The sequence below is a fragment of the Rhodovulum sulfidophilum DSM 1374 genome (assembly GCF_001633165.1).
In the GTDB taxonomy this organism is placed as follows: Bacteria; Pseudomonadota; Alphaproteobacteria; order Rhodobacterales; family Rhodobacteraceae; genus Rhodovulum; species Rhodovulum sulfidophilum.
Map to the genome: position 1 here is coordinate 1,794,344 of NZ_CP015418.1, position 24,268 is coordinate 1,818,611.

Annotated in this window: 24 protein-coding genes; 10 read left to right on the forward strand and 14 right to left on the reverse strand. The window is 67.2% G+C overall.

Going from position 1 to position 24,268, the window contains the following annotated elements; genetic code table 11:
* Positions 1–95: 95 nt before the first annotated feature.
* Positions 96–677 (forward strand): transglycosylase SLT domain-containing protein, encoded by a 582-nt coding sequence (locus A6W98_RS08475; RefSeq protein WP_042460253.1) that lies wholly within the window; start codon positions 96–98, stop codon positions 675–677.
* 98 nt (positions 678–775) lie between these two features.
* Complete coding sequence (locus A6W98_RS08480; protein ID WP_081251855.1) at positions 776–1,897, forward strand: ABC transporter ATP-binding protein; 1,122 nt, start codon at positions 776–778, stop codon at positions 1,895–1,897.
* 71 nt (positions 1,898–1,968) lie between these two features.
* Here A6W98_RS08480 and A6W98_RS08485 read toward each other — a convergent pair whose 3' ends face one another.
* The 4 genes from A6W98_RS08485 to glpD all read right to left on the reverse strand — a co-directional run bounded on the left by A6W98_RS08485 (position 1,969) and on the right by glpD (position 5,693).
* Positions 1,969–2,502 (reverse strand): TetR/AcrR family transcriptional regulator, encoded by a 534-nt coding sequence (locus A6W98_RS08485; protein ID WP_211138699.1) that lies wholly within the window; start codon positions 2,500–2,502, stop codon positions 1,969–1,971.
* A 53-nt stretch (positions 2,503–2,555) separates the two neighbouring features.
* Complete coding sequence (locus tag A6W98_RS08490) at positions 2,556–3,092, reverse strand: dihydrofolate reductase family protein (protein WP_042460257.1); 537 nt, start codon at positions 3,090–3,092, stop codon at positions 2,556–2,558.
* A 384-nt stretch (positions 3,093–3,476) separates the two neighbouring features.
* Positions 3,477–3,704: a DUF1413 domain-containing protein gene (locus tag A6W98_RS08495; RefSeq protein ID WP_042460259.1), complete on the reverse strand. Its 228-nt coding sequence runs from the start codon at positions 3,702–3,704 to the stop codon at positions 3,477–3,479.
* 372 nt (positions 3,705–4,076) lie between these two features.
* The gene (gene glpD, locus A6W98_RS08500) at positions 4,077–5,693 is read right to left on the reverse strand and encodes a glycerol-3-phosphate dehydrogenase (protein ID WP_042460261.1); all 1,617 of its coding nucleotides are present in this window, start codon (positions 5,691–5,693) and stop codon (positions 4,077–4,079) included.
* Positions 5,694–5,909: 216 nt separating this feature from the next.
* Between glpD and A6W98_RS08505 the strand changes: the two genes are divergently transcribed.
* The gene (locus A6W98_RS08505) at positions 5,910–6,671 is read left to right on the forward strand and encodes a DeoR/GlpR family DNA-binding transcription regulator (RefSeq protein WP_042460263.1); all 762 of its coding nucleotides are present in this window, start codon (positions 5,910–5,912) and stop codon (positions 6,669–6,671) included.
* A 7-nt stretch (positions 6,672–6,678) separates the two neighbouring features.
* Here A6W98_RS08505 and A6W98_RS08510 read toward each other — a convergent pair whose 3' ends face one another.
* Positions 6,679–7,431, reverse strand: a complete 753-nt coding sequence (locus A6W98_RS08510) for a TetR/AcrR family transcriptional regulator (RefSeq protein WP_042460266.1) — start codon at positions 7,429–7,431, stop codon at positions 6,679–6,681.
* A gap of 275 nt (positions 7,432–7,706) precedes the next feature.
* Between A6W98_RS08510 and A6W98_RS08515 the strand changes: the two genes are divergently transcribed.
* Both A6W98_RS08515 and A6W98_RS08520 read left to right on the forward strand, forming a co-directional pair.
* Complete coding sequence (locus tag A6W98_RS08515; protein ID WP_042460269.1) at positions 7,707–8,849, forward strand: HlyD family secretion protein; 1,143 nt, start codon at positions 7,707–7,709, stop codon at positions 8,847–8,849.
* Between the two features lie 23 nt (positions 8,850–8,872).
* Positions 8,873–10,423 carry a DHA2 family efflux MFS transporter permease subunit gene (locus A6W98_RS08520; protein WP_042460272.1) on the forward strand — a complete coding sequence of 517 codons (1,551 nt, stop codon included), beginning with the start codon at positions 8,873–8,875 and terminating at the stop codon, positions 10,421–10,423.
* A 24-nt stretch (positions 10,424–10,447) separates the two neighbouring features.
* Here A6W98_RS08520 and A6W98_RS08525 read toward each other — a convergent pair whose 3' ends face one another.
* Both A6W98_RS08525 and A6W98_RS08530 read right to left on the reverse strand, forming a co-directional pair.
* Positions 10,448–11,236, reverse strand: a complete 789-nt coding sequence (locus A6W98_RS08525) for a metallophosphoesterase family protein (protein WP_042460274.1) — start codon at positions 11,234–11,236, stop codon at positions 10,448–10,450.
* The gene (locus A6W98_RS08530) at positions 11,233–12,144 is read right to left on the reverse strand and encodes a diacylglycerol/lipid kinase family protein (RefSeq protein ID WP_042460277.1); all 912 of its coding nucleotides are present in this window, start codon (positions 12,142–12,144) and stop codon (positions 11,233–11,235) included. Before A6W98_RS08530 ends, A6W98_RS08525 begins: the two co-directional genes overlap by 4 nt.
* A 282-nt stretch (positions 12,145–12,426) precedes the next feature.
* On the opposite strand from A6W98_RS08530, the gene A6W98_RS08535 reads away from it, so the two are divergent.
* Both A6W98_RS08535 and A6W98_RS08540 read left to right on the forward strand, forming a co-directional pair.
* Entirely contained in the window at positions 12,427–13,461 is a 1,035-nt protein-coding gene (locus A6W98_RS08535) for a YihY/virulence factor BrkB family protein (RefSeq protein ID WP_155734759.1), read from the forward strand.
* Between the two features lie 376 nt (positions 13,462–13,837).
* Positions 13,838–14,467, forward strand: coding sequence for a hypothetical protein (locus tag A6W98_RS08540; RefSeq protein WP_042460280.1), 630 nt, complete (start codon positions 13,838–13,840; stop codon positions 14,465–14,467).
* Positions 14,468–14,529: 62 nt separating this feature from the next.
* Here A6W98_RS08540 and A6W98_RS08545 read toward each other — a convergent pair whose 3' ends face one another.
* The 3 genes from A6W98_RS08545 to ettA form a co-directional block, all read right to left on the reverse strand.
* Positions 14,530–14,844: a bactofilin family protein gene (locus A6W98_RS08545; RefSeq protein WP_042460283.1), complete on the reverse strand. Its 315-nt coding sequence runs from the start codon at positions 14,842–14,844 to the stop codon at positions 14,530–14,532.
* A gap of 489 nt (positions 14,845–15,333) precedes the next feature.
* The gene (locus A6W98_RS20310; protein ID WP_072071669.1) at positions 15,334–16,161 is read right to left on the reverse strand and encodes a DUF3800 domain-containing protein; all 828 of its coding nucleotides are present in this window, start codon (positions 16,159–16,161) and stop codon (positions 15,334–15,336) included.
* 57 nt (positions 16,162–16,218) lie between these two features.
* The gene (gene ettA, locus A6W98_RS08550) at positions 16,219–17,886 is read right to left on the reverse strand and encodes an energy-dependent translational throttle protein EttA (RefSeq protein WP_042460286.1); all 1,668 of its coding nucleotides are present in this window, start codon (positions 17,884–17,886) and stop codon (positions 16,219–16,221) included.
* A gap of 120 nt (positions 17,887–18,006) precedes the next feature.
* Between ettA and A6W98_RS08555 the strand changes: the two genes are divergently transcribed.
* Positions 18,007–18,615: a nicotinate-nucleotide adenylyltransferase gene (locus A6W98_RS08555; RefSeq protein WP_072071670.1), complete on the forward strand. Its 609-nt coding sequence runs from the start codon at positions 18,007–18,009 to the stop codon at positions 18,613–18,615.
* 112 nt (positions 18,616–18,727) lie between these two features.
* Positions 18,728–20,218, forward strand: coding sequence for a D-alanyl-D-alanine carboxypeptidase/D-alanyl-D-alanine endopeptidase (gene dacB, locus A6W98_RS08560; RefSeq protein ID WP_042460291.1), 1,491 nt, complete (start codon positions 18,728–18,730; stop codon positions 20,216–20,218).
* A 32-nt stretch (positions 20,219–20,250) separates the two neighbouring features.
* Here dacB and A6W98_RS08565 read toward each other — a convergent pair whose 3' ends face one another.
* Positions 20,251–20,619: a hypothetical protein gene (locus tag A6W98_RS08565; protein WP_042460294.1), complete on the reverse strand. Its 369-nt coding sequence runs from the start codon at positions 20,617–20,619 to the stop codon at positions 20,251–20,253.
* Between the two features lie 3 nt (positions 20,620–20,622).
* Positions 20,623–20,994 carry a tellurite resistance TerB family protein gene (locus tag A6W98_RS08570; RefSeq protein WP_042464793.1) on the reverse strand — a complete coding sequence of 124 codons (372 nt, stop codon included), beginning with the start codon at positions 20,992–20,994 and terminating at the stop codon, positions 20,623–20,625.
* Positions 20,995–21,187: 193 nt separating this feature from the next.
* Here A6W98_RS08570 and A6W98_RS08575 point away from each other — a divergent pair, with 193 nt between their 5' ends.
* Entirely contained in the window at positions 21,188–22,759 is a 1,572-nt protein-coding gene (locus tag A6W98_RS08575; RefSeq protein WP_042460297.1) for a lysine--tRNA ligase, read from the forward strand.
* A gap of 344 nt (positions 22,760–23,103) precedes the next feature.
* Here the strand turns inward: A6W98_RS08575 and A6W98_RS21030 are convergent, their stop codons facing one another.
* Both A6W98_RS21030 and A6W98_RS08580 read right to left on the reverse strand, forming a co-directional pair.
* Entirely contained in the window at positions 23,104–23,262 is a 159-nt protein-coding gene (locus A6W98_RS21030; protein ID WP_155734761.1) for a hypothetical protein, read from the reverse strand.
* Positions 23,263–23,786: 524 nt separating this feature from the next.
* Positions 23,787–24,266, reverse strand: a complete 480-nt coding sequence (locus tag A6W98_RS08580) for a HugZ family pyridoxamine 5'-phosphate oxidase (protein ID WP_042460303.1) — start codon at positions 24,264–24,266, stop codon at positions 23,787–23,789.
* Between the last annotated feature and the right edge of the window lie 2 nt (positions 24,267–24,268).

Consider the following 24,268-nt stretch of genomic DNA (forward strand, 5'->3'; position numbering starts at 1 on the left):
GCCCATTGCCGGGCGGGTTTCTTGCCGGAGGGCGCCGGTCTCGTCCATAAGGACGCGCCGGGACATGATGCCCGACCTTGCCTTGCGGAGCCCCGATGCATCGTCTCGCCCTTGTCCTGGCCCTTTCGCTTCTGACCCTCGGCTGCAGCCAGGCCGACATGGCGGACAGGGGGCGCGGTCTTCCGACGATGCGCTGGGACCACATGCCCGAAGCGACCGACTGGACGCGGGCAAGCCTCGATGCGCTGAGCCTTTACGGCGACGGTCTGACCGAGACCGTGCCCGCCGATATCGAGACCTGGTGCCCGGCCTATGAAAAGGCGCGCCCGGCGCAACGCCGCGCCTTTTGGGCGGGGCTGTTCTCGGCGCTGGCCAAGCATGAAAGCACCTGGAACGAGGCCGCGGTGGGCGGCGGCGGCCGCTGGTTCGGTCTGTTGCAGATCTCGCCCGCCACCGCGCGCTATCATGGCTGCGCGGCCACCAGCGGTAGCGCGCTGACCGATGGCAAGGCCAATCTCAGCTGTGCGGTGCGGATCGCGTCCAGCGCGGTCGCCCGCGACGGGGTGGTCGCGGCCCGGGGCCGGGGCGTCGCCGCCGACTGGGGACCGATGACGGTGGCCTCCAAGCGCGCGGAAATCGCCGCCTGGACCCGGGCGCAATCCTACTGCCGGGGCTGATACTTACAGGTCCGGACTTGCACCTTGCGCCCCGAGCGGGCATTGCCTTTTGCGATCAAAATCCGATAGTTTCCATCGGAAATAGCGCGAGGCCCCGTGTGACGCTCCAGACTTCCGACCGCAACCCGAGGCTCGAAATCCGCCATATCGACCGCATCTTCGGCGGACGCAAGGTTGTCGACGGGGTGACGCTTCAGGTGTTGCCGGGGCAGGTGACCTGTCTGCTGGGGCCCTCCGGCTGCGGCAAGTCGACGACGCTCCGGATCATCGCGGGCGTCGACCGCCAGGATGCGGGCGAGATCCGGATCGACGGGCAGCTGGTCTGCGATACCGTCTTCCGGCTGCCGCCCGAGCGCCGCTCGGTCGGGCTGATGTTCCAGGATTTCGCGCTGTTCCCGCATCTCAGCGTGGCCGAGAATGTGGCCTTCGGGCTGACCGGGCCGAAGGCGGCGCGGCGCGCGCGGGTCGAGGCCCTGCTCGAGCGGGTCGCGCTGGGGCGTTTCATCGACGCCTTCCCGCACGAGCTTTCGGGCGGCGAGCAGCAGCGGGTGGCGCTGGCCCGCGCGCTGGCGCCCCGGCCCAAGATCATGCTGATGGACGAGCCCTTCTCGGGGCTCGACAACCGGCTGCGCGACGAGATCCGCGACGAGACGCTGCAGGTCCTCAAGGAGGAGGGCGCGGCGGTTCTTCTGGTCACCCACGAGCCCGACGAGGCGATGCGCATGGCCGACGAGATCGCGCTGATGCGCGGCGGGCGGATCGTGCAGCAGGGCGCGCCCTATAATCTCTACAATGCCCCCGTCGACCGCGCGGCGGCGGCCTTCTTCAGCGATATCAACGTGATCCGGGGCAGGGTGCGCAATTTGCTGACGGAAACGCCCTTCGGCAAGTTCCTGACGCCGGGCATGGAGGACGGCGCCGAGGTCGATATCATCATCCGGCCCCAGCATCTGCGGATCGATTTCGACCGCAACGGTCGCGGCCCCAATCCGACGCCCGAGGAGGGGGTCGCCGCGCGTGCCCGGGTCCAGCGCGCGCGGTTCATGGGCTCGGAAAGCCTCGTCGAGTTCCGCATGGATCATGACGGCTCGGTGCTCAAGGCCACCGTACCCGCGGTGTTCTTGCCCGCGCCCGACACGGCGATGTGGCTGACCATCCGCCGCGACCGCTGCTTCGTCTTTCCCGCCTCCGGGCAGGACGGGGATGGCAGGCAGATCTGACCGTCCCTCCCCGCCGCAGGGCAGATTTGCACATCAACGGGCAAACGGATTTTCCGCATCGCGCGCGCCCTTTAGCCTCTTTCTGCCCGCACGGCCGCTTCGTCCCCGAGGCAGTTCAGCAATTCTTCCAGTGTGGCCCCATATCCCTGATCCCCGCCAGGATCATCGGCCGCCTTTCGTCCCGCCATTGCGGTGGCAAGGGCCGCGCCATGGGTGAGGTCCACGAGGATGTCGAGCCATAACCGCCGCTTTCGATCCGACAGACCGGCTTTTGCGAGAAGGGCCGAGAGCTCTTCGGTTATCCGCTTTGCCTGTTCGGGGAATACGGCCGGTCGGCTGAAGATGAGCATCGTCAGGCCGGGATGCAGCAGCACCTGCGCGTGGTAGGCTTTCAGCAGCCCGCGGATCCGCTCTGTCGCTGTGCCTTCCCTCGGGGCCGATACCCGCGCATGGACCCGTTCCGACATCGCGCCGATCAGCCCGTCACGGCCGCCGAAGTGATGGTGGATCGTCATCGGATTGACGTGCAGGTGCTTGGCCAACGCCCTCATGGTGAAGGCCTCGGCACCTTCACCGTCCAGAAGCGTCAGGGCGGCCGTCAGCATCTCGTCGCGCGAGACCGGGGCGTCAGCCCGGGGCGGTCTTCCCCGCGGCCGCGTCATGCCGCGATCCGGTAGCGGGACTGGACGAGCCCGGAGGGAAAGCTTTTCGTCTTATCGTGCTGCAGCCGAATGTCGCCGGCAAGGCTGCCGAACAGGCGCCGCCCCTCGCCAAGAAGAACAGGCACGGTCGTGATCACCATGTCGACGATCAGGCCCGCCCGCAGGAAGGACTGAATGACGCGGCCGCCATCGACATAGACCCTTCGGTGGCCCTCGGATTGCAGCATGCGCATCGCCTCTGTCGGCGAGAGGTCGGTGACCCGTACCTTGCTGCCCAATTCTTCGGGCAGATCGTCCTCTGTCATGGTTGCGGACAGGACAACAACCGGCCGTGTATAGGGCCAGGGCCTGATGTCGCGGATTTTCTCATAGGTTCCTCTGCCCATCAGGATTGCGTCGATGCTTGCGATGAAGGTGTCGTAGCCATGGTCTTCGTCGGGCTCATCGCGCTCCAGAAGCCATGCGATATCCCCGTCGGCGCGGGCGATGAAGCCGTCCAGGCTGGTCGCGATGAAAACATGTCCCGTGATCATTTCACACCTTTAATTATACATCGTATAAATAAGTAGCCGCTCATCTCGGCCGGATCAAGGCCAGCCCGAGCCATGGCTGAAAATAGGGACGCGTTTGCGGTCTGTCTTGAGGGTGCGCTCAAGCATCCCTGGCTTTCGGCAAGGAAGGAAAGACATGACGATCACCGGCCCGGAGCGCCTGACGATCCGCCCGCATCGATCTCGCAGGTCGGGGCGCGCGCGGCAGGTTCCCTGCCGGACGACCCTCAGTGGCCCGTTCTGCGCGGGCAGGGGGAGACTGCCAGCCGACCGGCCCGCGCGACCCGTCTGCAAGCGCGCAGGGATCGTCAGGTCGGAAGGATGCGGCCGCCGGACAGCTGTATCATCGGTGTCCCGCCGATGCGGTCACCCGGTCTTCAGGTAGACATGCAGGCCGTGTTCCTTGCGGCCGGTATCCTCGATGCCCTCGAACCGGCCCTGCCGGACATGCTTGAGGAAATCGTTGCCGAGCCCGACCTTCTCTCCGATCCAGAGCTCGTCCCAGCGCGGCCCCACCGCGTCGGGCAGGTGGAATTCCCCGGCCGGCAGCGCGGCCAGCGCCTCCCGGATCATGGCTTCCTGATCTGCTGTCATCAAACCCTCCCGGGGCAAGGCGCCCGGCGATGTCGTTGCGTCCGAAATGCGGTGCGGGCGCACCGGCCATGGCGGTCGGCAGGCCCGCGGCGGGCGGCCGTTCCGGTCGGGACCGGAGCTGCCCGTGCGGGGCATATGGTAGTGGCGAAGGGCGCGGCGTCCATGCCGGTCAGCCTCCGGGACAGCCGTAATACGGATCAGGAGGCCGTGATCCGAGGGAAACACTTCGCTCCTGAATTCGCGAGGGGAAGGCGGCGGTTACGGCCGACCTGCGCATGCGTCGTTGCGAAGGACCGGCCGGCAAGCTCCCGGGCCTTCCGCATGAGCGCGGGCCGTCCTGGCATCGTTGCGACCGCCGGTGGCGCCCGGATGTCATTCGGGCGCGGGACGCTGGTGCCGGTCTTTCATCCAGTCGTCGATCCGGGCGATCTGATCGGGGCTCAGCCGGAGCCCGAGCTTGCTGCGGCGCCAGACCACATCCTCGGCGCGGCGCGCGAATTCGCGATCCATCAGCCAGATCAGTTCCGCCTCGGTAAGCGTGGCGCCGAAATCGCGGCCGAGATCGGCGGCCGCCTGCGCATCGCCCAGGACCCCGCGGGCCTCGGTGCCATAGGCGCGGACCAGACGCCGAGCCCAGGGGGCGGTCAGGAAGGGATAGTCCTGCCGGAGCGTGGCGATCAGCCCGTCGATCCCGTCGACCGCGACATCGCCGCCGGGCAGCGCCACGCCTGCGGTCCAGGGCCCGGGCAGATCCGGCCGGATTTCGGCGATCTTCTCCAGCGCGGTTTCCGCGAGGCGGCGATAGGTGGTGATCTTGCCGCCGAAGATATTCACGAGCGGGGCGCCCGCGCGGTCAAGCCGGATGACGTAGTCGCGCGAGGCGGCGGAGGCCGAGCCTTCGCCTTCGTCATGCAAGGGCCGCACCCCGGAATAGGTCCAGACGATATCCTCCGCCGAGACCGGTTTTGCGAGATAGCGGTTGACGAAGCCGATCAGGTAATCGCGTTCCTCCTCGGTGCAGCGGGGCGGGGTGTCGGGCTCGGCATGTTCGGCATCGGTGGTGCCGATCAGGGTGAAATCGGTCTCGTAGGGGATGGCGAAGACGATCCTTCCGTCCTGTCCCTGAAAGAAATAGCAGCGGTCATGCTCGAACAGGCGGCGGGTCACGATATGGCTGCCGCGCACCAGCCGGACCTTGTCCGTGGCGGCCTGCTGCAGCGCGCCTGCGATCAGATCGGCGGTCCAGGGTCCGGCGGCATTGACGAGGATCCGCGCCCGCCGAGTGGTCTCGGCCCCGGTCTCGCAGTCGCGCAGGGTGACCGTCCAGAGCCCGTCCTCGCGGCGGGCCTTCACGACCCTGGTCCGTGTCAGGATCTCGGCGCCGCGCTCGGCCGCGTCGCGGGCATTCAGCGCCACCAGCCGGGCATCCTCGACCCAGCAGTCGGAATATTCGAAGGCGCGCCGGAACCGGGGCTTGAGCGGCCGCCCGGCCGGATCGGTGGTCAGATCGAGGCTGCGCGTCGGCGGCAGGATCTTGCGCCCGCCGAGATGGTCGTAGAGGAAAAGCCCGAGCCGGATCAGCCAGGCCGGACGGCGTCCCGTCATCCAGGGCATTGCCCTGCTCAGCAGCTGCGAGGCGGGCGTGCTGGCATCGAAGCGCATTTCGCGGTCGAGCGGCAGCACGAAGCGCATCGGCCAGCTGATATGGGGCATGGCCGACAGCAGGGTCTCGCGTTCGATCAGGGCCTCGCGGACCAGCCGGAATTCGAAATATTCGAGATAGCGCAGCCCGCCATGAAAAAGCTTGGTCGAGGCCGAGGAGGTGGCCGAGGCCAGGTCGTCCATCTCGGCCAGCGTGACCGACAATCCGCGCCCGGCCGCGTCGCGGGCGATGCCGCAGCCGTTGATGCCGCCGCCCACGATCAGCAGGTCGGCCGGCTTATCCTCTGCAGTGTCCTTTGCGGTCCCTTCCGCGATGCGCGTCGGCATGACTCGGTCCTCCATCCTTCGAAAGCGAAGCATGCTGCGCCGAGAAGGGTCAATGAATATTTTCGTTTGTATATCTTTTATGTTCGAATTTATGCGCTTTCCGCGCATTATCGCGCGTGCCACGTCTGCGAATGCAGCGCCCGAAAGTCGCATGGGCCGCGTGTCGACTTGCGCATGGGGCGATGGCCGAACATTCTCGAGTGGAAAGGAAAGCCGATGTCCCAGACCTTCCGCGCGCCCGACATTCTCGACATCGCCCGGCGCGAGGGCCGTGTCACCGTCGATGGCCTGGCCGAACATTTCGGCGTCACCGTGCAGACGATCCGCCGCGATCTGGCCGAGCTGGCCGAGGCGGGCAAGCTCGAGCGCGTGCATGGCGGTGCGATCCTGCCCTCGGGCGTGACCAATATCGGCTACGAGGCGCGGCGCGGGCTGAATGCCGAGGCCAAGGCGGCGATCGCGGCGCGCTGCGCGGCGTCGATCCCCGAAGAGGCGTCGGTCTTCCTCAATATCGGAACCTCGACCGAGGCGGTGGCCCGGGCGCTGCTGACCCACCGCAACCTGCTGGTCGTCACCAACAACATGAATGTCGCCAATATCCTCGTCGAGAATCCCGGCTGCGAGGTGGTGGTGGCCGGGGGCACGCTGCGGCGCTCGGATGGCGGGCTGGTCGGCGCGCTGACGATGCGCGCGATCCAGGCCTTCAAGGTCGATTACGCGGTGATCGGCTGCTCGGCGCTCGATGCCGAGGGCGACCTTCTGGATTTCGATATCCAGGAGGTGAGCGTCAGCCAGACCATCCTGGCCCAGGCCCGCCGTGCCTTTCTGGTTGCCGATGCCGCCAAGTTCGAGCGCAGCGCGCCGGTCCGGATCGCCTCGCTGCGCGATCTCGACGAGGTCTTCACCGACCGTCCGCTTCCCGCCCCGCTGGCCGAGCGCTGCCGGGGCTGGAATACGCGGGTCGACGTGGCCGCCTAGGCGGGGCTCAGTCCTCCCGGCGCGCGCCGGAACGCGCATAGGCGGCGAGGAACAGCCGCACGGCGCTGTCGACGGTCCGCTCGATCTCGTCGGGCCCGGGCGGTGTCGGCCGTTTGCCGAAGAGCCGCGCGCGCCAGATCCCGGCCCCCGACAGATCGATGAACTGGGCGCTGGCCAGCACCGGATCGGGCAGGTCGAGCCGTCCGGCCGCCACCTCGCGGCGCAGAAGGTCGGTCAGGTCGGTATGGGTGCGCAGCGCGCCCGCATCGTAGAATCGCACGCCCAGCTCGGGCATGCGGTCGACGATGCCCGCGATGGTGCGCTGCCACTGCACGACATGGTCCGACGTGACGATCTCGGCCAGTTGGCGGCCGAAGCGGGTCAGCTTCTCGGCCAGCGGCAGATCGCTTCGCAGCACCGCGTCGACGCCCCCGAACATCTTCTCGCGCTGTTCCGCCACAAGCGCGACGAACAGATCCTGCTTGTCGGCGAAATAGACGTAAAGCGTGCCCTTCGAGACCCCGGCCGCGCGGCAGATATCGTTGACGCTGGTCGCGTCGAAGCCCTTGTCGAGAAAGGCCTTCATCGCCCCGGCCATGATCTGGTCGCGCTTGGCGGGGTCTTCTCCCGCGGCGTGGCGGCGACAGGGGCGGCGCGGGCCGTCGCAGTCCTGCGCGGTGTCTTCCGCCGGGGGCTCTGCCTCGGGCTCGGCTTCAGGGTCGGTTTTCGGCTCGGGGGCATCGCCTGGCGCGCATTGCATGATGCGGGTCTCCTTGTCGTCTGCCCGACCGGGGCGGGGCAGTCCGTAGGGTTTAATCGAACTGCGCGGTTCGATAAAGTCTTGAACGCTGCGGCGCGATGCCCTAGATGATTAATCGAACCGCATGGTTCGATGAATTTTGCAGACCTGCCCCGTGTCATCGTTCCGGGCCGCCCCGTATCCGCCTGTCGCCGCAAACCGGTCTCACGCCCGCGCTTGCCCTGGAAGAAGCCCGGACCCTCGAGAAACCCGAGCCCTCAAGAAGGTTGCCGCCCATGTCCCGTCAGGCCCACCCGAGCGCCCAGGACCGCGCCTCCGTCGATGCCCCGTCGCAGGACGGGCCCGCACGGTCCGGCGGGCACAGGCGCGCACTCTTGGCCGGGATCGCGGCGCTGGTTCTGGCAGGGGCGGGCTATGGCGGCTGGTATTACTGGACCGAGGGGCGCTTTTTCGAGGATACCGACGACGCCTATGTCCAGGCCGACATCGCCCGGATCTCGAGCCGGGTGCAGGGCTATGTCGCCAGCCTGCCGGTCGAGGAGAACGCGCATGTCCGCGCGGGCGAGGTCCTGGTGCGGCTGGAGGATGGCGATTACCGCACCGCGCTTGCCACCGCGCAAAGCCGGGTCGCGACCGCCGATCGCAGGCTGGCGCGGATCGACGCCCAGATCGATGCGGCGCGCGCGGCCGTCCGCCAGGCCGAGGCTGATCGCGACGCGGCGCAGGCGCAATTGCGGACCGCGGGCAACACGCTCGAGCGGGTCACGGGGCTGGCCGAGCGCAATTTCGCCGCCCAGGCCCAGCTCGACAGCGCGACCGAGGGCTATGACACCGCGCAGGCCAGCCTCGCCAAGGCCGTGGCCGCGGTGGCGAGTGCGCATGCCGAGGTCGCGGTTCTGGTCGCCCAGCGCGCCGAGGCCGAAGGCGACAAGCACGAGCTGGAACTGGCCGTCGATCAGGCCGAGCGCGATCTGAAACGCACCGTGCTGCGCGCACCGGCCGATGGCATCCTTGCCAATCTGGGGCTGGAGATCGGCGATCTGGTCACCGCGGGCACGCAACTGGCCGCGCTGGTCCCTGACGATGCGCTTTATGTCGAGGCGAATTTCAAGGAAACCCAGATGCAGGGCATCACCCCCGGCGCGCGGGTCGAGGTGACGCTGGATGCGCTTCCGGGCCGCAGCTTCGAGGGCCGGGTGACCTCGGCCGCGCCCGCCACCGGCTCGGTCTTCTCGGTGCTGCCCGCCGACAATGCCACCGGCAATTTCACCAAGATCGTGCAACGGGTGCCGGTGCGCATCGCGCTTCCGCCCGAGGCGGCGGCGACCGGGCAGCTTCGCGCCGGTCTGTCGGCGGTGGTCGCCGTCGACACGCGCTCGGGCGGGGCGCCCGCGGCCCGCCTTGCCGCCGCGCGCTGAGCCGGCCCGCCCGGAGCCCCCAGATGACAGCCGACGAGCCGCAACTGACACCGCGCCGCGTGTTCGCCTTCGTGGTGATGGTATTCGGAATGTTCATGGCGATCCTCGACATCCAGATCGTCTCGGCCTCGCTGTCGGAAATCCAGGCCGGGCTCGCGGCCAGCCCCGACGAGATCAGCTGGGTCCAGACCAGCTATCTGATCGCCGAGGTGGTGATGATCCCGCTTTCGGGCTTTCTCGCCCGGATGATGTCGACGCGCTATCTGTTCGTGCTGTCGGCGGCGGGCTTCACCGCATCGAGCTTTCTCTGCGCCACGTCGGGCAGCATCGAAGAGATGATCCTGTGGCGCGCGCTGCAGGGCTTTCTGGGCGGCGGCATGATCCCGTCGGTCTTCGCCGCGGCCTTCACCATCTTCCCGGCCTCGAAACGCAGCGTGGTCTCGCCGGTGATCGGGCTGATCGCGACGCTGGCGCCGACCGTCGGGCCCACGGTCGGCGGCTATCTCAGCTACACGCTGTCCTGGCACTGGCTGTTCCTGGTCAATGTGCTGCCGGGCATCGGGGTGACGCTGGGCGCCTTCCTGCTGATCGATTTCGACCGGCCCGACTGGCGGCTTTTCGACCGCTTCGACTGGTGGGGGCTGCTGGCGCTGGCGGCCTTTCTCGGCGGGCTGGAATATGTTCTCGAAGAGGGGCCCGGCAATGACTGGCTGGCCGACGAGACGGTCGCGGCCTTCGTCGTCGTGACCGTGCTGGGCGCCATCGTCAGCTTCTGGCGCGCCTTCACCCGCGACGAGCCCATCGTCGATCTCTCGGCCTTCGGCAATGTCAATTTCGCGCTGGGCTCGGCCTTCAGCTTCGTGATGGGGATCGGGCTTTACGGGCTGACCTATCTTTATCCGCTCTATCTGGCCTCGATCCGCGGCTATGACAGCCTGATGATCGGCGAGACGGTCTTCGTCTCGGGGCTGGCGATGTTCGTCAGCGCCCCGATCGCGGGCTTCCTCTCGGCCCGGATCGATCTGCGCCTGATGCTGCTTGCGGGCTTCGCGGGCTTCGCGGTCTCGACCTGGATGCTGACCGGCATGACCGCCGAATGGGATTTCAACGAGCTTCTGGTGCCGCAGATCCTGCGTGGCGTGTCGCTGATGCTGAGCATGGTGCCGATCAACAACCTCGCGCTGGGCACGCTTCCGCGCGACAAGATGAAGGGCGGCTCGGGGCTGTTCAACCTGACGCGAAATCTCGGCGGCGCGGTCGGTCTGGCGGTGATCAATACCCAGCTCTCGGACCGGGGCGATCTGCATTACGAGCGGTTGCGCGAGGCCGTCAGCTGGACCAATGATGCCGCGATGCGCGAGCTCTCAGTGATGGCGGCGAACCTGTCGGCGCGGGGGCTCGACGGGCAGACCGGGGCCCTTGTGCAGATGGCGGCCCGGCTGCGCCAGCAGGCGACGGTGATGTCCTTCATCGACGTCTTCCTGATGCTCGCGCTGCTGTTCGGCGGGCTCGCGGCCAGCGCCTTCTTCATGCGCAAGCCGGACCCGGGAGGGGGCGGCGGCGCCGGGCATTGAGCGGCCCGGAATGAGGGGCCGGGATCAGACCCCGGTCCAGCCCGCCAGCCCCTTGCGGAAGACGGCGAGGCTGGCCGGGCGGAACGCGCCCTCCTTCGCCACCATCCGGGTCAGCTCGATCTGGTCGCCCTCGATCGCCAGAAGCGCGAAGTCGTTTTCCTGACCGCGCAGCCGGGTCGAGAGCCCGGTGCCGACATGGACCTGCAACACCCGCCGCCCGGCCTCGCGGGTCAGGAAGGGCTCGGCGCGCCAGCGGTGCAGATGCCCCGACAGCACGATATCGGCGCCGCAGCGCGCCAAGGCCTCCAGCGAGGGCCCGGCGTGTTTCATCAGGCTTTTCGGCGTGCCGGGGGCCTGTTCGAACGGGTGATGGGCCATTGCGAGGCGCGGCCCGGGGGCCTCGGCGAAGGCCTGGCAGGCCTGATCGAGGTCGCGGCGCCGGACCTTGCCGCGCTGCCAGCGCAGCGGATCGACGGTGTTGAAGCCCTGCACCGTCAAGGCACCGATCCGGGCCCGGGGCGCCAGATCGGCCGAGACATGGCGGCGATAGCGGGCATAGGGGCGTAAGAGCCGCAGCCAGGGATTGTCGAGCGGCACGTCATGGTTGCCGGGCACCGAAATCCAGGGTGGGTCGAGCCGGTTCAGGAAGGCGCGGGCGGCGCGGAACTGGCTGTCGCGCGCGCGCTGGGTCAGATCGCCGGTCACCGCGACCAGATCGGCCCCGGCCGCGTTCAGCGCCCCGATCAGCGGGTCGAGCAGCTCGGGCGCGGTGCGGCCGAAATGCAGGTCCGAGATATGCGCGATCCGGATCACGCCGGGGCCTCCGGAACCAGCACCTGCAGCGGGCGGTCGCGGCGGCGGATCGTCAGCGGCGTGCGCATTGTCTGGCGCTCGCCGTCGCGGGCGACCAGGACCCGCGGCCGCCCCGGGTCGATCTCGATCCTTGCCGCGCGGTGCAGGTCGAAATCCTGGCCCTCCTGCGCGGTGCCGAGCGCCAGCCCCAGCGTCGCGCGCATGATCTCGACCTGCGATCCGGCGGGGGCGGTGAACAGCGCGAAGCCGCCATCCTCCAGCGCGTCGGTGCCTTCGAGATTGAACTGGCGCAGCTGATAGGCGCTGTTGGCGATGAAGGCGAGCGGCGTTTGCAGCTCCTGCCTCTCGCCGTCCAGCGTCATGTTCAGCCGCATTGCCCGGCGCGCGCCGACCAGGGTCTGGGCCACCGACCAATAGGCCGCGACCCGGCTGCGGCCCCAGCGCCGATAGGTGGTCTCGCGCCGCTCGAGGATCGCGGGGTAAAGCCCGAGGCTGGCATTGTTGAGAAAGATCCTGCCATTCACCTCGCCCAGATGCACCTCGGCCGTGGTGCCGCCGGCCAGGGCCGCGACGGCCGCCTCGGGCTCCAGCGGGATGCCGAGCCCGCGGGCGAAATAGTTGAAGGTGCCCTGCGGGATCACCCCGAGCGGGGCGTCGCGGGCATGGCAGGCCTCGGCCACCGCACAGATCGTGCCGTCGCCGCCCGCCGCGACCAGCTTGCCGCAGCCCCGGTCGAGCGCCTCATGCGCAAGCCCGGTCAGGCTCTGGCCCCGGCGCGGGCGCCAGATCTCGGCCTTGAGCCCCGCTTGCAGGCAAAGCCCGCGCAGCATGTCGCTGCGCGATCCCGAGCCGGAATGGTCTCCGGCCCGGTCGTTGACGATGAGGCAGAAGGCGGAAGATCTTGGCATGTGGCAGTCCTGTTCTGGGGCCGGTCTCGGGCCGGGGCAGTGCCGCAACGTCCCGGTTCGCGCTGCGTTCCCGAAACCGGCCCGGAAGGGCAGGGCCATGCCGCGCCGCAGGGTCGCGGGCGGGCCGGGCCCGCGATTGCGCGTTCCGCGGGAACCCCGGGGCGGCTTCGCGCGTTCGGGGAGACGTGTTGAACCACCAATATGAAACCCGGAGGAGATGCCCTTGAGCCTTCTGTCCGCCTTTGTTCGTCCCGCTGAAGGGGCCTGCCGGGAGTGCCGCGCATGACTGCCGCCAGCCAGACCTCGTCGCAGCCGGGACAGGCCGCGATCCGCCCGGCCCAATACAGTGCCCGCGACTGGCGCATCGCGATATTTCGCGTCTGGCGGGGCATGGACGAGCGCAATGTCGCCCTGATCGCGGCCGGCGTGGCCTTCTACAGCTTTCTCTCGATCTTCCCCGCGCTTGCCGCGCTGATCGCGATCTGGGGCTTCCTCGCCGATCCGACCGTGATCCAGGATCAGTTGTCGATGGCGTCAGAGCTTTTGCCCGCGGGCGCCTACGAGGTCGTGCAGCGGCAGGTCGAGGCGCTGGTCGGCACCAGTTCCTCGACGCTGGGCTGGACCAGTCTGGTGTCGATCCTGCTCGCGATCTGGAGCGCGCGGGCGGCGGTTGCGGGGCTTATCCGCGGTCTCAACGCCATTTACGGCGAGAAGAACCGGGGCAATCCGATCGTGAGGATAGCGCTGGCGGTGGCGCTGACGGCGGTTCTGATCTTCGTGGCGCTTCTGGCCTTTTCGGCGGTGGTGCTGATCCCGGCGGTACTGGCTTTCGTCAAGCTGCCCGCTGCCATCGAGTTGCCGATCACGCTGCTGAAATGGGTGCTGATGCTGGGCGTGGCCTTTCTGGCCATTGCGCTGGTCTACCGTTACGGCCCGAACCGGCGGTCGGCGCGGCTGCAATGGGTGACGCCGGGGGCGGTCTTTGCGGTCGGCGCCTGGGCCTTGGGCTCGGTCGCGCTGGCTGCCTATATGCGCAGCTTCGACCGGCTCAACGAGGTTTACGGCTCGCTGGGCGCGGTGGTGGCATTGCTGTTCTGGCTTTACCTCAGCGCGGCGGTGACGCTGATCGGCGCGGCGCTGAATGCCGAACTCGAGTTGCTGACGCGCTGCGACAGCACGACCGGCCCCGAGCGCGCCGAGGGCGAACGCGGGGCCCATGTCGCCGATCACGTCCGCGACGAGACCGGCACTCTGAACGGCAAGGCGCCATCTTCGGAGGCCGGACGCGGTGCCGGGGAGGCCTCCGGGATGACCTGAGAAGGACCCTCCCGACCTTGGCGCGGCCGAGACGGGTGGCCCGCATCAACGTTGCCCGGGTTGCGGAGGCCCGCCTGATAGCCCCCGCGGCGAGGTCTTGATGCGGGCCGCTATCGAAAAGCGTCGAAAACAGCGTCGAAAAATCTGGCCCCTTTTCGGGGGCGTCCTGCATCCAGCGACGCGGGCCTGTCAAAAGCGGTGCAGAGAAAACCGCGAAGCGGTTCGGTTGAAACCTGCGGGTGGGCGCTTTCGGACTGGGCCGGATCGCAACATGTTTTTCTTCGCGGCACGGTCTTTGAATTTTTGCTTGATTGAAATTTTAAATCAATTCTATCCTGCGTTGTATAATTTTATAAAAAACGAGCAGGACGTGAAAATGACCCAGATCGCAGAAATTGCGCCCGTGCCTTTTGCATGGACGCGCGGACTGGTCAGCGCGCGCGCGGGCGCCTTGCTGGCCGATCTGTTTCCCCGGGCGCGCGACGCCCGGGCGGGCGAGTGCATTGGTCTTGTCAAGCGGTTCATCGCCTTCGGTCGGCGGTCGCTGACCGGTCATCCGGCCGAGGCGCTGGTGGTGATGGGCGAGGACGGCCGGCCTGTCTGCCTGTCTGCCCGGCATCTCGATGCCGAGGCGCGGCAGGACCTGTTCCGGTTGGAGGAGATCCTGTCGGCGCCGGGGCTTCTGGCCTATGGCGCGCTCACGCCGCATGCCTCGGAGCTGCACCGCGCGACGACCCCGCCGCGGGCGCTGGAGCTGATCCTCGGCGCCGATGTGCATCTGCTCCGGACGCTGGACTGGCGCGCCGATATTGCCGGGCGGCGTCGGGCGGGCGAGCCTGTCGCGCGGGCGCTGGCCGCCAATCTGCGGCTGTTATCCGAGCATCCCGGCTCGCCCGAAGCGGTCGAACAGCTCCGCGACCGGCTGCAGGCCCGGGCCGGGCTGATGCTGGGGCTGCTGAGTTTCGACGAACCGGTGCTGCCCGCGATGGCCGTGATCGCGGCCTGAACGGCCTGAATGGCCGGGCGGTGCCGACGGGGCGGCCGGGGGCCGACCAAGGGGCTGGGTGTTCAGCGTCCGGCGATCTCGACCCGGCCCGAGACCCTGGCGCCCTTGCTCGAGGTCAGGCTTTCGGCGGTCAGATCGGCCTGCACCCGGGCCGAGGCCGAAAGCGTGAGATCGGTGCAGGTCACGCGGCCCGAGATCGTGCCGCTGATGGTGACCGCCTCGGCGGTGAGGGCGCCTGTGACCTGCCCGGTCGCGCTGATCTCGATCGCCTTGGCGGTGATGTTTCCCTTGACCTGTCCGTTGACGATCACGGCGCTGTCCTTGGCGACGAGATCGCCTTCGATCGTCAGATCCTGCGAGATGATTGCCTGGGCCATATACGCCGCTCCGCTTTGGGGTCTCATTCGGGCCTTTCAATGCGGTGGCTCGGCGCCGGCCACAAGGGCTGTCCCCGACCGGATACGCCTTCTCGTCCCACCGTTGCCCGGTTGCGACGGCGGCGTGGCTTTCGCCGGGTTCTCGCGCTTCAGCAGGGCGCAGCTCGGGCCTGCCGGATATCGGTTTAGGCGATCTTTCCGTCCCGGAGGGCGATGATGTCGATATTGCCGTTGCCGCCCAAGCGCATGCCGCCGGATCATTCTCCGCAGGGATGGCCGGCATCGAACCCCCGGTGTTCTCCGGTTTCGGCATCGGTCCCGGGACGCTGCCTCTTGACCCAGCCGTAGCGCTTGCCGTTGAACCCAGCGACTGGGCCGACCGGCAGAATTTCCGCCCGTCGGGGAAGGTCATCCGGAAGTCCCCGGTCAAAACTCGGCAGCAGAGTGGGAGCGGGGATCATCGGACGTCCGAGACAGACCCCGAGCGTTTCAGAGGGTCGCCTCGAGGTTTTCAGATGGCTGCACGGGCTTTCGAGGTTTTACAAACATTCCGTGCTCTCTAAGCAGATCTGACGTCGGTTGGCAGATGTTTTTCATCTTGGAACTCTGTATTAGGTATAGTTCCAGTCCTGAGCTTTCGTGGAGGGAGCTCGTTAGAAGCTCTCGCAGGTACCTAGATTCTGTGATTCCAAAATTGTTTCGGTTCCTGTCGAATGCAGAAAATACTGCGTGCGCAATGATGTCCGGCACAGAGAAGATATGGCTATCTTCCTTTTTTCTTGCTTTGATTGAGCTGGCGGAAATGTGGGGGATCGAATCGACGTCGTCGCCGGTCGGGTTTCCTGCAACCTTTTTTATGTATCGTTGCAGCTGTTCATAGTCGTGCTCTCGCCTTTCGAAGACAATTTCGACCGCGTCCCGGGGTATGTTCCTATCGCGAAGATGGCGGCCCAGAATGTTCAGTAAATACAGGGCTGTGCGATTGTAGTATTGCTGAGGGTTTCCGCGCGAGCGTGTCCGGAAGCCACCGAGTGTATTTTTGTCGCTGACGATCCCAAAGACATCAATGTCTAAAGCAAGTATCTCGCGAATTAAGTATATTTTTTGGACATGATTGATGTCCGCGGCATGCAGAAATTTCTTTTTCTTGAATTTTCTCTGAATCTCATCAAAGCGTTCAGCCACCTCGGATTCTCGGGCTTTTGGAATGAGCGCGCCGCCCATACACAAGTATTGTGAAGGGCCCACTTCGTCCGAGATGCCCGGCTCTTGTGTTACATGGCCGCTTTCGTCAGCAAAGAAGGTAAAATGTGCCACAAGAATTGCTCCTTTTCGCAATTCTTGTGGCATGAGTATCAATGGTGCAAGTGTGACTTACCGCGCGAACTTCTTGTACTTCACCCGCTTGGGCTCGACCGCATCGGGGCCCAGTCTCCGGATCTTGTCTTCCTCATAGGCCTCGAAGTTGCCCTCGAACCATTCCACATGGGCCTCGCCCTCGAAGGCCAGGATGTGGGTACACAGCCGGTCGAGGAAGAAACGGTCGTGCGAGATGATGACCGCGCAGCCCGCGAAATCTTCCAGGGCGGCTTCCAGCGCCTGCAGCGTCTCGACGTCCAGATCGTTGGTCGGCTCGTCAAGCAGAAGCACGTTGCCGCCCGATTTCAGAAGCTTGGCCATGTGGACGCGGTTGCGCTCGCCGCCCGACAGCAGCCCCACCTTCTTCTGCTGGTCGCCGCCCTTGAAGTTGAAGGACGAACAATAGGCGCGGCTGTTCACCTCGGCATCACCGAGGACCACGATGTCGAGCCCGTCGGAAACCTCTTCCCAGACCGTCTTGTCGGGGTCGAGCGCGTCGCGGGACTGGTCGACATAGGACAGCTTGACCGTGTCGCCGAACTCGATGGTGCCCTCGTCGGGCGTCTCCTGGCCGGTCAGCATCCGGAAGAAGGTCGATTTCCCGGCGCCGTTCGGGCCGATCACACCGACGATGCCGCCTGGGGGCAGCGCGAAGCTGAGATCCTCGATCAGCAGCCTGTCGCCGAAGCCCTTCTTGAGGCCCTCGATCTCGATCACCTTGCCACCCAGGCGCGGACCGTTCGGGATGATGATCTGGGCGCGGCTGAGCTTTTCGCGTTCGGACTGGCCAGCCATTTCCTCATAGGCCTGGATCCGGGCCTTGGATTTCGCCTGCCGGGCCTTCTGGCCGGCGCGGATCCAGTCAAGTTCGCGTTCCAGCTGCTTCTGCTTGGCCTTGTCCTCGCGGGCCTCCTGGGCCAGGCGCTTGGCCTTCTGTTCCAGCCAGGACGAATAGTTGCCCTCATAGGGAATGCCCCGGCCGCGGTCGAGTTCGAGGATCCAGCCGGTGATGTCGTCGAGGAAATAGCGGTCATGGGTGACGATCAGGATCGTGCCCTTGTACTCGATCAGGTGCTGCTGCAGCCAGGCGACGGTCTCGGCGTCGAGGTGGTTGGTCGGTTCGTCCAAGAGCAGCATCTCGGGCGCTTCGAGCAGCAGCTTGCACAGAGCCACCCGGCGCCGCTCGCCGCCCGAAAGCGTCTCGACCGGCGCGTCGTCGGGCGGGCAGCGCAGGGCCTCCATCGCGACGTCGATCTGGCTGTCGAGATCCCACAGGTTCTCGGCGTCGATCTGGTCCTGCAGGGTCGTCATCTCTTCCATCAGCTCGTCCGAGTAATCCTCGGCGACCTTCAGCGCGACCTCGTTGAAGCGGTCGAGCTTGGCCTTTTTCTCGGCCACGCCCAGCATCACGTTCTCGCGGACCGACAGCTTGGGGTCGAGCTCGGGCTCCTGCGGCAGGTAGCCGACGCGGGCGCCCTTGGCGGCCCAGGCCTCGCCCGAGAAGTCCTTGTCCCAGCCCGCCATGATCCGCAGAAGCGTCGATTTCCCGGCGCCGTTGACGCCCACGACGCCGATCTTGACCCCGGGAAGGAAGTTCAACCGGATGTTTTCAAAGCACTTCTTGCCGCCCGGATAGGTCTTGGACACGCCGTCCATGTGGTAGACATATTGGTAGGAAGCCATCGCGAACGCCTCGTGCAGAAGGTGTAACAGTCGAGCCAGCACATAGCGATTCCGCTGGACAAGGGCAATGACGGGCAGGTTAACGTCCGGTCCTGTCGATTGAGCGGTTGGGGCAGGTGAATGCGGGCGGGTTTTCCGAAGGCGCGGGCAGGGATGCGGGTCGGGCTGCTGGGCGGGTCATTCGACCCGGCCCATGAGGGGCATGCGCATATCACCCGCACGGCGCTGAAGCGGTTCGGGCTCGACCGGGTCTGGTGGCTGGTCTCGCCGGGCAATCCGCTGAAGGCCGAAGGCCCGGCGCCGATGGCGCGGCGGCTCGCGGCGGCCGAGGCGGTGATGCAGCATCCGCGCGTCGCGATCACCGATCTCGAGGCCCGGATCGGCACCCGCTACACCGCCGAGACGCTGGAGCGGCTGATGCGGCTTTATCCCGGGGTCCGGTTCGTCTGGCTGATGGGCGCGGACAACCTGATCAGTTTCCACCGCTGGGAGCGCTGGCGCTGGATCCTCGACAATGTCCCGGTGGGCGTGCTGGCGCGCCCGGGGCAGGGGGTTGCGGCGCGGCGGGCGCGGGCGGCGCTGACGCATGAACGCTACCGGCTCGACCCGACGGATGCGGCGCTGCTGGCCGACAGCCAGCCCCCGGCCTGGTGCTATCTCAACATGCCGATGGTCGATCTGTCCTCCTCCGAAATCCGTGCCCGCGGCGACTGGGCGAGGCGGGGGTGATCCCGCTGCGCCCCGCGCGCCCCGACCGTGCCGAGGCGGGCCCGGGGCAGATCCGGACAGCCCGCCCTTTCCCCGCTTGCCCGCACCGGGCCGATTTGGTTCACTCGCGCGCATGAAGACTTCGAAGACTTCCTTTACGCGGCGCCTGTTCCTCGGCGGGCTTCTGGCCGCTCCGGCCTCCTCTGCGCTGGGCGCGCCGCTCGTGCGTTCGCTGGTGCCGCGACCGCGACCGGAACAGAGCGGCGGCATTGCCGATCCCGCGCAGCTGGTCGAGCGGGCCCGTCTGACGGGCAAGGTCGCCTTCGCGATTGCCGATCTCGAGACCGGCGCGCTGCTGGAGGCGCATCGGCCGCAACTTGGCCTGCCCCCCGCATCGGTCGCGAAATCGGTCACCGCGCTTTACGCGCTTGATGCGCTCGGCCCGGAATACCGCTTCACCACGCGGCTGATCGCGACCGGCCCGATCATGGGCGGGCGGCTCGAGGGCGACCTGGTGCTGGTGGGGAGCGGCGATCCGACGCTCGATACCGACCAGCTTGGCGAGCTTGCGGCCCAGCTCAGGGCCAATGGCGTGACCGAGGTGGCGGGACGGTTCCTGTACCATGCCGGGGCGCTGCCGAAGATCGCGGCGATCGACCCGGACCAGCCGCCTCAGGTCGGGTACAATCCGGCGCTTTCGGGGCTGAACCTCAATTTCAACCGGGTCCATTTCGAATGGCGCCGCGCCTCGGACGGCTATGCCGTGACCATGGATGCCCGCGCCCGGCGCTATTCGCCCGAGGTCGGTGTGGCGCGGATGCTGGTCGTCGACCGCAAGGCCCCGGTCTATACTTATGCCTCGAAAGGCGGCATCGACGAATGGACGGTGGCCCGTGGCGCCCTGGGGGCCGAGGGTGCGCGCTGGTTGCCGGTGCGCCGCCCCGCTTTGTACTGCGCCGAGGTGTTCCAGACCCTCGCCAGCGCGCAGGGGATCGCGATGGCCCGGCCCGAGGCGCTGGCGGGGTCGGCCGAGGCCTTCCAGATCGGCCGGATCGACAGCGCGCCGCTGGCCGAGATCCTGCGCGGGATGCTGAAATACTCGACCAATGTCACGGCCGAGGCCGTGGGCCTGGCCGCGACCATCGCCCGGGGCGGACAGCCGCAGGATCTGGCCCAGTCCGGGCAGGCGATGACCGAGTGGATGGCGGCGCGCATGGGGGCGCAGAAGGCCCGCTTCGTCGATCATTCGGGGCTGGGCGATGCCTCGCGGCTCTCGCCGCTCGAACTGGTGCGCACGCTGGCCATCGCCGCCCCCGAGGGCCAGCTCAGGCCGCTGCTGAAGGATGTTCCCTTGCGCGACGCCTCCGGCCGGCCGATGCGCGCGCATCCGGTCAAGGTCGAGGCCAAGACCGGCACGCTCAATTTCGTCTCGGCGCTGGCGGGCTATATCGGCCAGCCCGGCGGGCGGCAGATGGCCTTCGCGATCTTCTCGGCCGACGAGGAACGGCGCGCCCGGATCAGGCCCGAGGAGATGGAGCGTCCGCGCGGCGGCCGGGCCTGGCTGACGCGGGCGCGGATGCTGCAGCACGAGCTGTTGCGGCGCTGGGCCGAGACCTATGCCTGAGGCGGGGGCCTGAGGCGGGGGCCTGAGCCGGCTCAGACTCCCTCGGGCCGGGCGATCAGCAGCCCGGCGACGAAGCCCGCCTGATTGTGAAAGGCGTCTATCCGGGCCATTTCGGCCTCGGTGCAGCCCAGGAGCAGCTTGAGTTCGGCATCGTGCTTGGTCAGGTCCATCGAGGCGATCACGCCGGTGACCCGCGGCTCGGGCAGGCTGCCGCGCCACAGGTCAACCCCGTCGCCGTCTATGGCGCGGGTGCCGTCGAGATAGCCGTAATCGAGCGGGTAGACGATCTCGGGAAAGCGCGGATGGGCCGAGCCTTTGGGGCGGTCGAGCACGATCCGGGCGCTGGCGACGAAGCGGTCGGCGAAGGGCCAGAACCGCGCGGGCAGATCGACCGGAACCATCGGCTAGAGCACCATGTGCCGGGCCCGCGCCGCGCGCTCGATGGCCGCCCCCGCCAGACGGTCGATATTCAGCTCGTAGCGGATTTCCTCGAGCAGCCGCAATTCGGTCTCGCCCAGACGGCCGTCGGCCGCGGCCACGTCGCAGGCCAGCACATAGGCGGTTTCGTTCAGCTTTTCGGGCAGCGCCTCGTTGACCAGCCCGAACAGCGCGTCGAGCCCGTCATATTCGCTGAACAGGTCGAACACGGTCTGGGCCACGATCCGGATCCGGTCCTGGTCGTAGGCGCCGAAGATGGGCAGGTGATTCACCATCCGTTCGATGGTGACCAACTCGGCGGTGCGGATGGTCTCGTCGGAGGCCGAGACCGCCACCATGATCGCGACCAGCGCGTCCTGGGCGGAAAGGGGCGTTTCGGTATCGGTCAATGCTGCCTCCGTGGGGTCCTGTTGCGGCGCAGAATATTGACGAGGCGGCAGGGGGGCAATAGGAGTCGGGGCCTTGCCGGGCATGGGGTCCGGCAGCGAAGCGACCGGCGCAGTGTCCGGCCAGCGAAGAGAGTGCGAAACGATGTCCAACCTCCGCGATGCCGCGATGAGTTCCAAGGCCTGGCCCTTCGAAGAGGCCCGGAAGCTGCTCAAGCGCGCCGAGAAGGGGGCTGCGGACAAGGGCTATATCCTGTTCGAGACCGGCTACGGCCCCTCGGGTCTGCCCCATATGGGCACCTTCGGCGAAGTGCTGCGCACCACCATGGTCCGCCGCGCCTTCGAGGCGATCTCGGACATTCCGACCCGGCTGATCTGCTTTTCCGACGACATGGACGGCATGCGCAAGGTGCCCGGCAACGTGCCGAACCAGGACATGCTGCACGAACATCTGCAGCGGCCGCTGACCTCGGTGCCCGACCCGTTCGGCGAGGATGACAGCTTCGGCGATCACAACAACGCCATGCTGCGGCGGTTTCTCGACACGTTCGGCTTTGAATACGAGTTCTATTCGGCGACCGAGTTCTACCGCTCGGGCCGGTTCGACGACACGCTGAAGCTGGCGACCGAGCGCTATGACGACATCATGAAGGTCATGCTGAAATCGCTTCGCGACGAGCGCCAGCAGACCTATTCGATCTTCCTGCCGATCCATCCCGAGACCGGGCGCGTGCTTTACGTGCCGATGAAGCATGTCGATGCCGTGAACCACACGATCACCTTCGATGACGAGGATGGCCGCGAATGGACGCTGCCGGTGACGGGCGGCAAGGTCAAGCTGCAGTGGAAGCCCGATTTCGGCGCCCGCTGGGCCGCGCTCGGCGTCGATTTCGAGATGTATGGCAAGGACCATTCGACCAACACGCCGATCTATGACCGGATCTGCGAGATCCTCGGCGGCGCGAAGCCCGAGCATTTCACCTACGAGCTCTTCCTGGACGAGAATGGCGAGAAGATCTCGAAATCGAAGGGCAACGGGCTGACCATCGACGAATGGCTGAGCTATGCCGCGACCGAGAGCCTGAGCTATTTCATGTACCAGAAGCCGAAGACCGCCAAGCGGCTCTGGTGGGACGTGATCCCGAAGGCGGTGGACGAATACCACCAGCAGCTGCGCGCCTATCCGGGGCAGGAGCCGAAGGCGCAGATCGACAATCCGGTCTGGCACATCCATGGCGGCAATCCGCCTGAAAGCCGGATGGTGGTGCCCTTCGCGATGCTCCTGAACCTCGCCTCCGTTGCGGGCGCGACCGACAAGGACGGGCTTTGGGGCTTCATCAAGCGCTACGCCCCCGAGGCCTCGCCCGAGACCCATCCCGATCTCGATCAGGCGGCGGCCTTCGCGGTGCGCTACTTCCACGACTTCGTCGCGCCGCTTCGCCAGTTCCGTGCCCCCGACGCGAAGGAACGCGCGGCGATGGAGGACCTGGTCGCCCGGCTCAAGGCCTGGGAGGGCGGGCAGGACGCCGAAGAGCTGCAAAGCCTCGTCTTCGCCGTCGGCAAGGATCACGGCTTCGAGCCGCTCCGGGACTGGTTCAAGGCGCTTTACGAGGTCCTTCTGGGCGCGAGCCAGGGCCCGCGCTTCGGCGGTTTCATCGCGCTTTACGGCGTCGATGAAACGGTGCGGCTGATCGAGGACGCGCTCGCCCGGGGCTAGGCGGCAACGGCGTTTCGGCTTCCGGGGCCTCTGGTCCCGGTGCTTTTCGTCCTGCTGCCAGGATTGCCACCGGCGTCTCCAGCTCCGGCCCAGATCCCGGGCCGGGCTTGCGAAAAAGGTGCCGAGGCTCTGCGCGGCCCCGGTCCGTTCGGCCTGCCGCGCCGCGATCCTTGCCTGCAGGGCTGCGCGCAGTTCGGGAACGCCCGGTAGTTCGGGGCTGGCCGCGACTTGGCTGTCGAGCTCGGCCAGATCGTGATGGTCGCTCAGAAGTTCGGACAGCTTCCTGCTCTCAGGCCCGGCGGCCCGCGCTCGGTTGGTCGGTCGCAGCCGCGTGTGATCCATAATTATTTCAACCGCTTGCGCCAGTCGTGGCTCGCCGCAATCCGGGGCCTGTCGGCGGTGGCCCGTTCCTTGCGGGCGCGCTCGAAGCTGCGTTCCAGTCCGCGCTGCATCGGCCGCAAGCCGTCGCCGTAAAGCGCCCAGCTCCGAGCCCGTTCGCCCAACGCGAGAAACTCCAGTCGGAACGCCGCCAGATCCCTCGCGGCATGGGGCCCTGTCCGGGCCTCTACCAAGATGCGCGCGCAAAGGTTCGAGCCGGCCCAACCGACCCGCGGTCGCCAGGTTGTCCAGGTGCTCGACTATGGCCTCGTCGTCGCGTCATCACGAAGCGCCTCGTCCTGGGCATAGGCGGGGGAGGCGGGGCGCATCAGGCGGAACAGCCCGCGCAGCTGGTGGATCTTTTCATGCGGCTCGAGCCCCGGGGGCGTCGAACTCTGGCGGTGCTGCGTCGATCTTCTGGATCGCGATCCTGCGGAGGGCGGTGTCGGTGCTCTGTTCGAGCGTTTCAGGCGACAGGTCATGCCGGAGAATGCCGCGTCTTTGAACTCGTTGATGCCGGACCTCGGTCCGATGTTCGGGACGACAATGTCCGCCTTTTGCGACAGTAGAACAAGGTTTGGCCGCGGCATCGGGGCCGCCTTCCTGTCCCGGGGCTGCGCTTGGGCGTCGCGCTGCGGCGGAAATGGGCTCAGGCGCCGAGATCTTCGGCCGTCAGCCGGAACGCCTGGCCGAAACCGCCATTCAGATGTCCCGAAAGCGGCACCAGCCGCACGAAATGGAAATCGGCGAAATCGACATAGAGCCGGGCCTTGGGTTGCCGCTCGAGATAGGTTTCGCGCAAGGCCGACCGTTCAGCGTCGCGGCTGATGAAGACCGCGCGGGCCTGAAGCGTCAGCCGCGGATGGGTCAGCGGATCGCCCTTGGGACCGGGCTCGCCCACCAGGAGCGAACAGTCGGGAATGGCGCGAAGCGCGGCCGTGTGCGGGGCGAGATCCGAGATCAGCGTCACCGGCAGCCCGTCGGCGCCCGCTGCCAATGCGATTCGGGTGACGAAGGGCGCGCCGTCGCGCAGGACCGCGAGCGCCCCGAACCGCGCCTCGGCGATCAGCTTGCGGGCCAGCGCGCAGGCGGTGGCGTCGGCCGGGTGAAACGGGTCCCTGGTCGCCATGC

Excerpts from the sequence above, each read along its gene's own strand:
- glpD (WP_042460261.1), bottom strand. The coding sequence starts at position 5,693 with ATGCCGACGCGCATCGCGGAAGGGACCGCAAAGGACACTGCAGAGGAT.
- A6W98_RS08545 (WP_042460283.1), bottom strand. The coding sequence starts at position 14,844 with ATGGCCCAGGCAATCATCTCGCAGGATCTGACGATCGAAGGCGATCTC.
- A6W98_RS08580 (WP_042460303.1), bottom strand. The coding sequence starts at position 24,266 with ATGGCGACCAGGGACCCGTTTCACCCGGCCGACGCCACCGCCTGCGCG.
- A6W98_RS08540 (WP_042460280.1), top strand. The coding sequence starts at position 13,838 with ATGACCCAGATCGCAGAAATTGCGCCCGTGCCTTTTGCATGGACGCGC.
- A6W98_RS08485 (WP_211138699.1), bottom strand. The coding sequence starts at position 2,502 with ATGCTGACGGCCGCCCTGACGCTTCTGGACGGTGAAGGTGCCGAGGCC.
- A6W98_RS08535 (WP_155734759.1), top strand. The coding sequence starts at position 12,427 with ATGACTGCCGCCAGCCAGACCTCGTCGCAGCCGGGACAGGCCGCGATC.
- A6W98_RS08565 (WP_042460294.1), bottom strand. The coding sequence starts at position 20,619 with ATGGTTCCGGTCGATCTGCCCGCGCGGTTCTGGCCCTTCGCCGACCGC.
- A6W98_RS08575 (WP_042460297.1), top strand. The coding sequence starts at position 21,188 with ATGTCCAACCTCCGCGATGCCGCGATGAGTTCCAAGGCCTGGCCCTTC.
- dacB (WP_042460291.1), top strand. The coding sequence starts at position 18,728 with ATGAAGACTTCGAAGACTTCCTTTACGCGGCGCCTGTTCCTCGGCGGG.
- A6W98_RS08505 (WP_042460263.1), top strand. The coding sequence starts at position 5,910 with ATGTCCCAGACCTTCCGCGCGCCCGACATTCTCGACATCGCCCGGCGC.
- A6W98_RS08520 (WP_042460272.1), top strand. The coding sequence starts at position 8,873 with ATGACAGCCGACGAGCCGCAACTGACACCGCGCCGCGTGTTCGCCTTC.
- A6W98_RS08570 (WP_042464793.1), bottom strand. The coding sequence starts at position 20,994 with ATGGTGGCGGTCTCGGCCTCCGACGAGACCATCCGCACCGCCGAGTTG.
- A6W98_RS08510 (WP_042460266.1), bottom strand. The coding sequence starts at position 7,431 with ATGCAATGCGCGCCAGGCGATGCCCCCGAGCCGAAAACCGACCCTGAA.
- A6W98_RS08475 (WP_042460253.1), top strand. The coding sequence starts at position 96 with ATGCATCGTCTCGCCCTTGTCCTGGCCCTTTCGCTTCTGACCCTCGGC.
- ettA (WP_042460286.1), bottom strand. The coding sequence starts at position 17,886 with ATGGCTTCCTACCAATATGTCTACCACATGGACGGCGTGTCCAAGACC.
- A6W98_RS08490 (WP_042460257.1), bottom strand. The coding sequence starts at position 3,092 with ATGATCACGGGACATGTTTTCATCGCGACCAGCCTGGACGGCTTCATC.
- A6W98_RS08530 (WP_042460277.1), bottom strand. The coding sequence starts at position 12,144 with ATGCCAAGATCTTCCGCCTTCTGCCTCATCGTCAACGACCGGGCCGGA.
- A6W98_RS08495 (WP_042460259.1), bottom strand. The coding sequence starts at position 3,704 with ATGACAGCAGATCAGGAAGCCATGATCCGGGAGGCGCTGGCCGCGCTG.
- A6W98_RS08555 (WP_072071670.1), top strand. The coding sequence starts at position 18,007 with ATGCGGGCGGGTTTTCCGAAGGCGCGGGCAGGGATGCGGGTCGGGCTG.
- A6W98_RS08515 (WP_042460269.1), top strand. The coding sequence starts at position 7,707 with ATGTCCCGTCAGGCCCACCCGAGCGCCCAGGACCGCGCCTCCGTCGAT.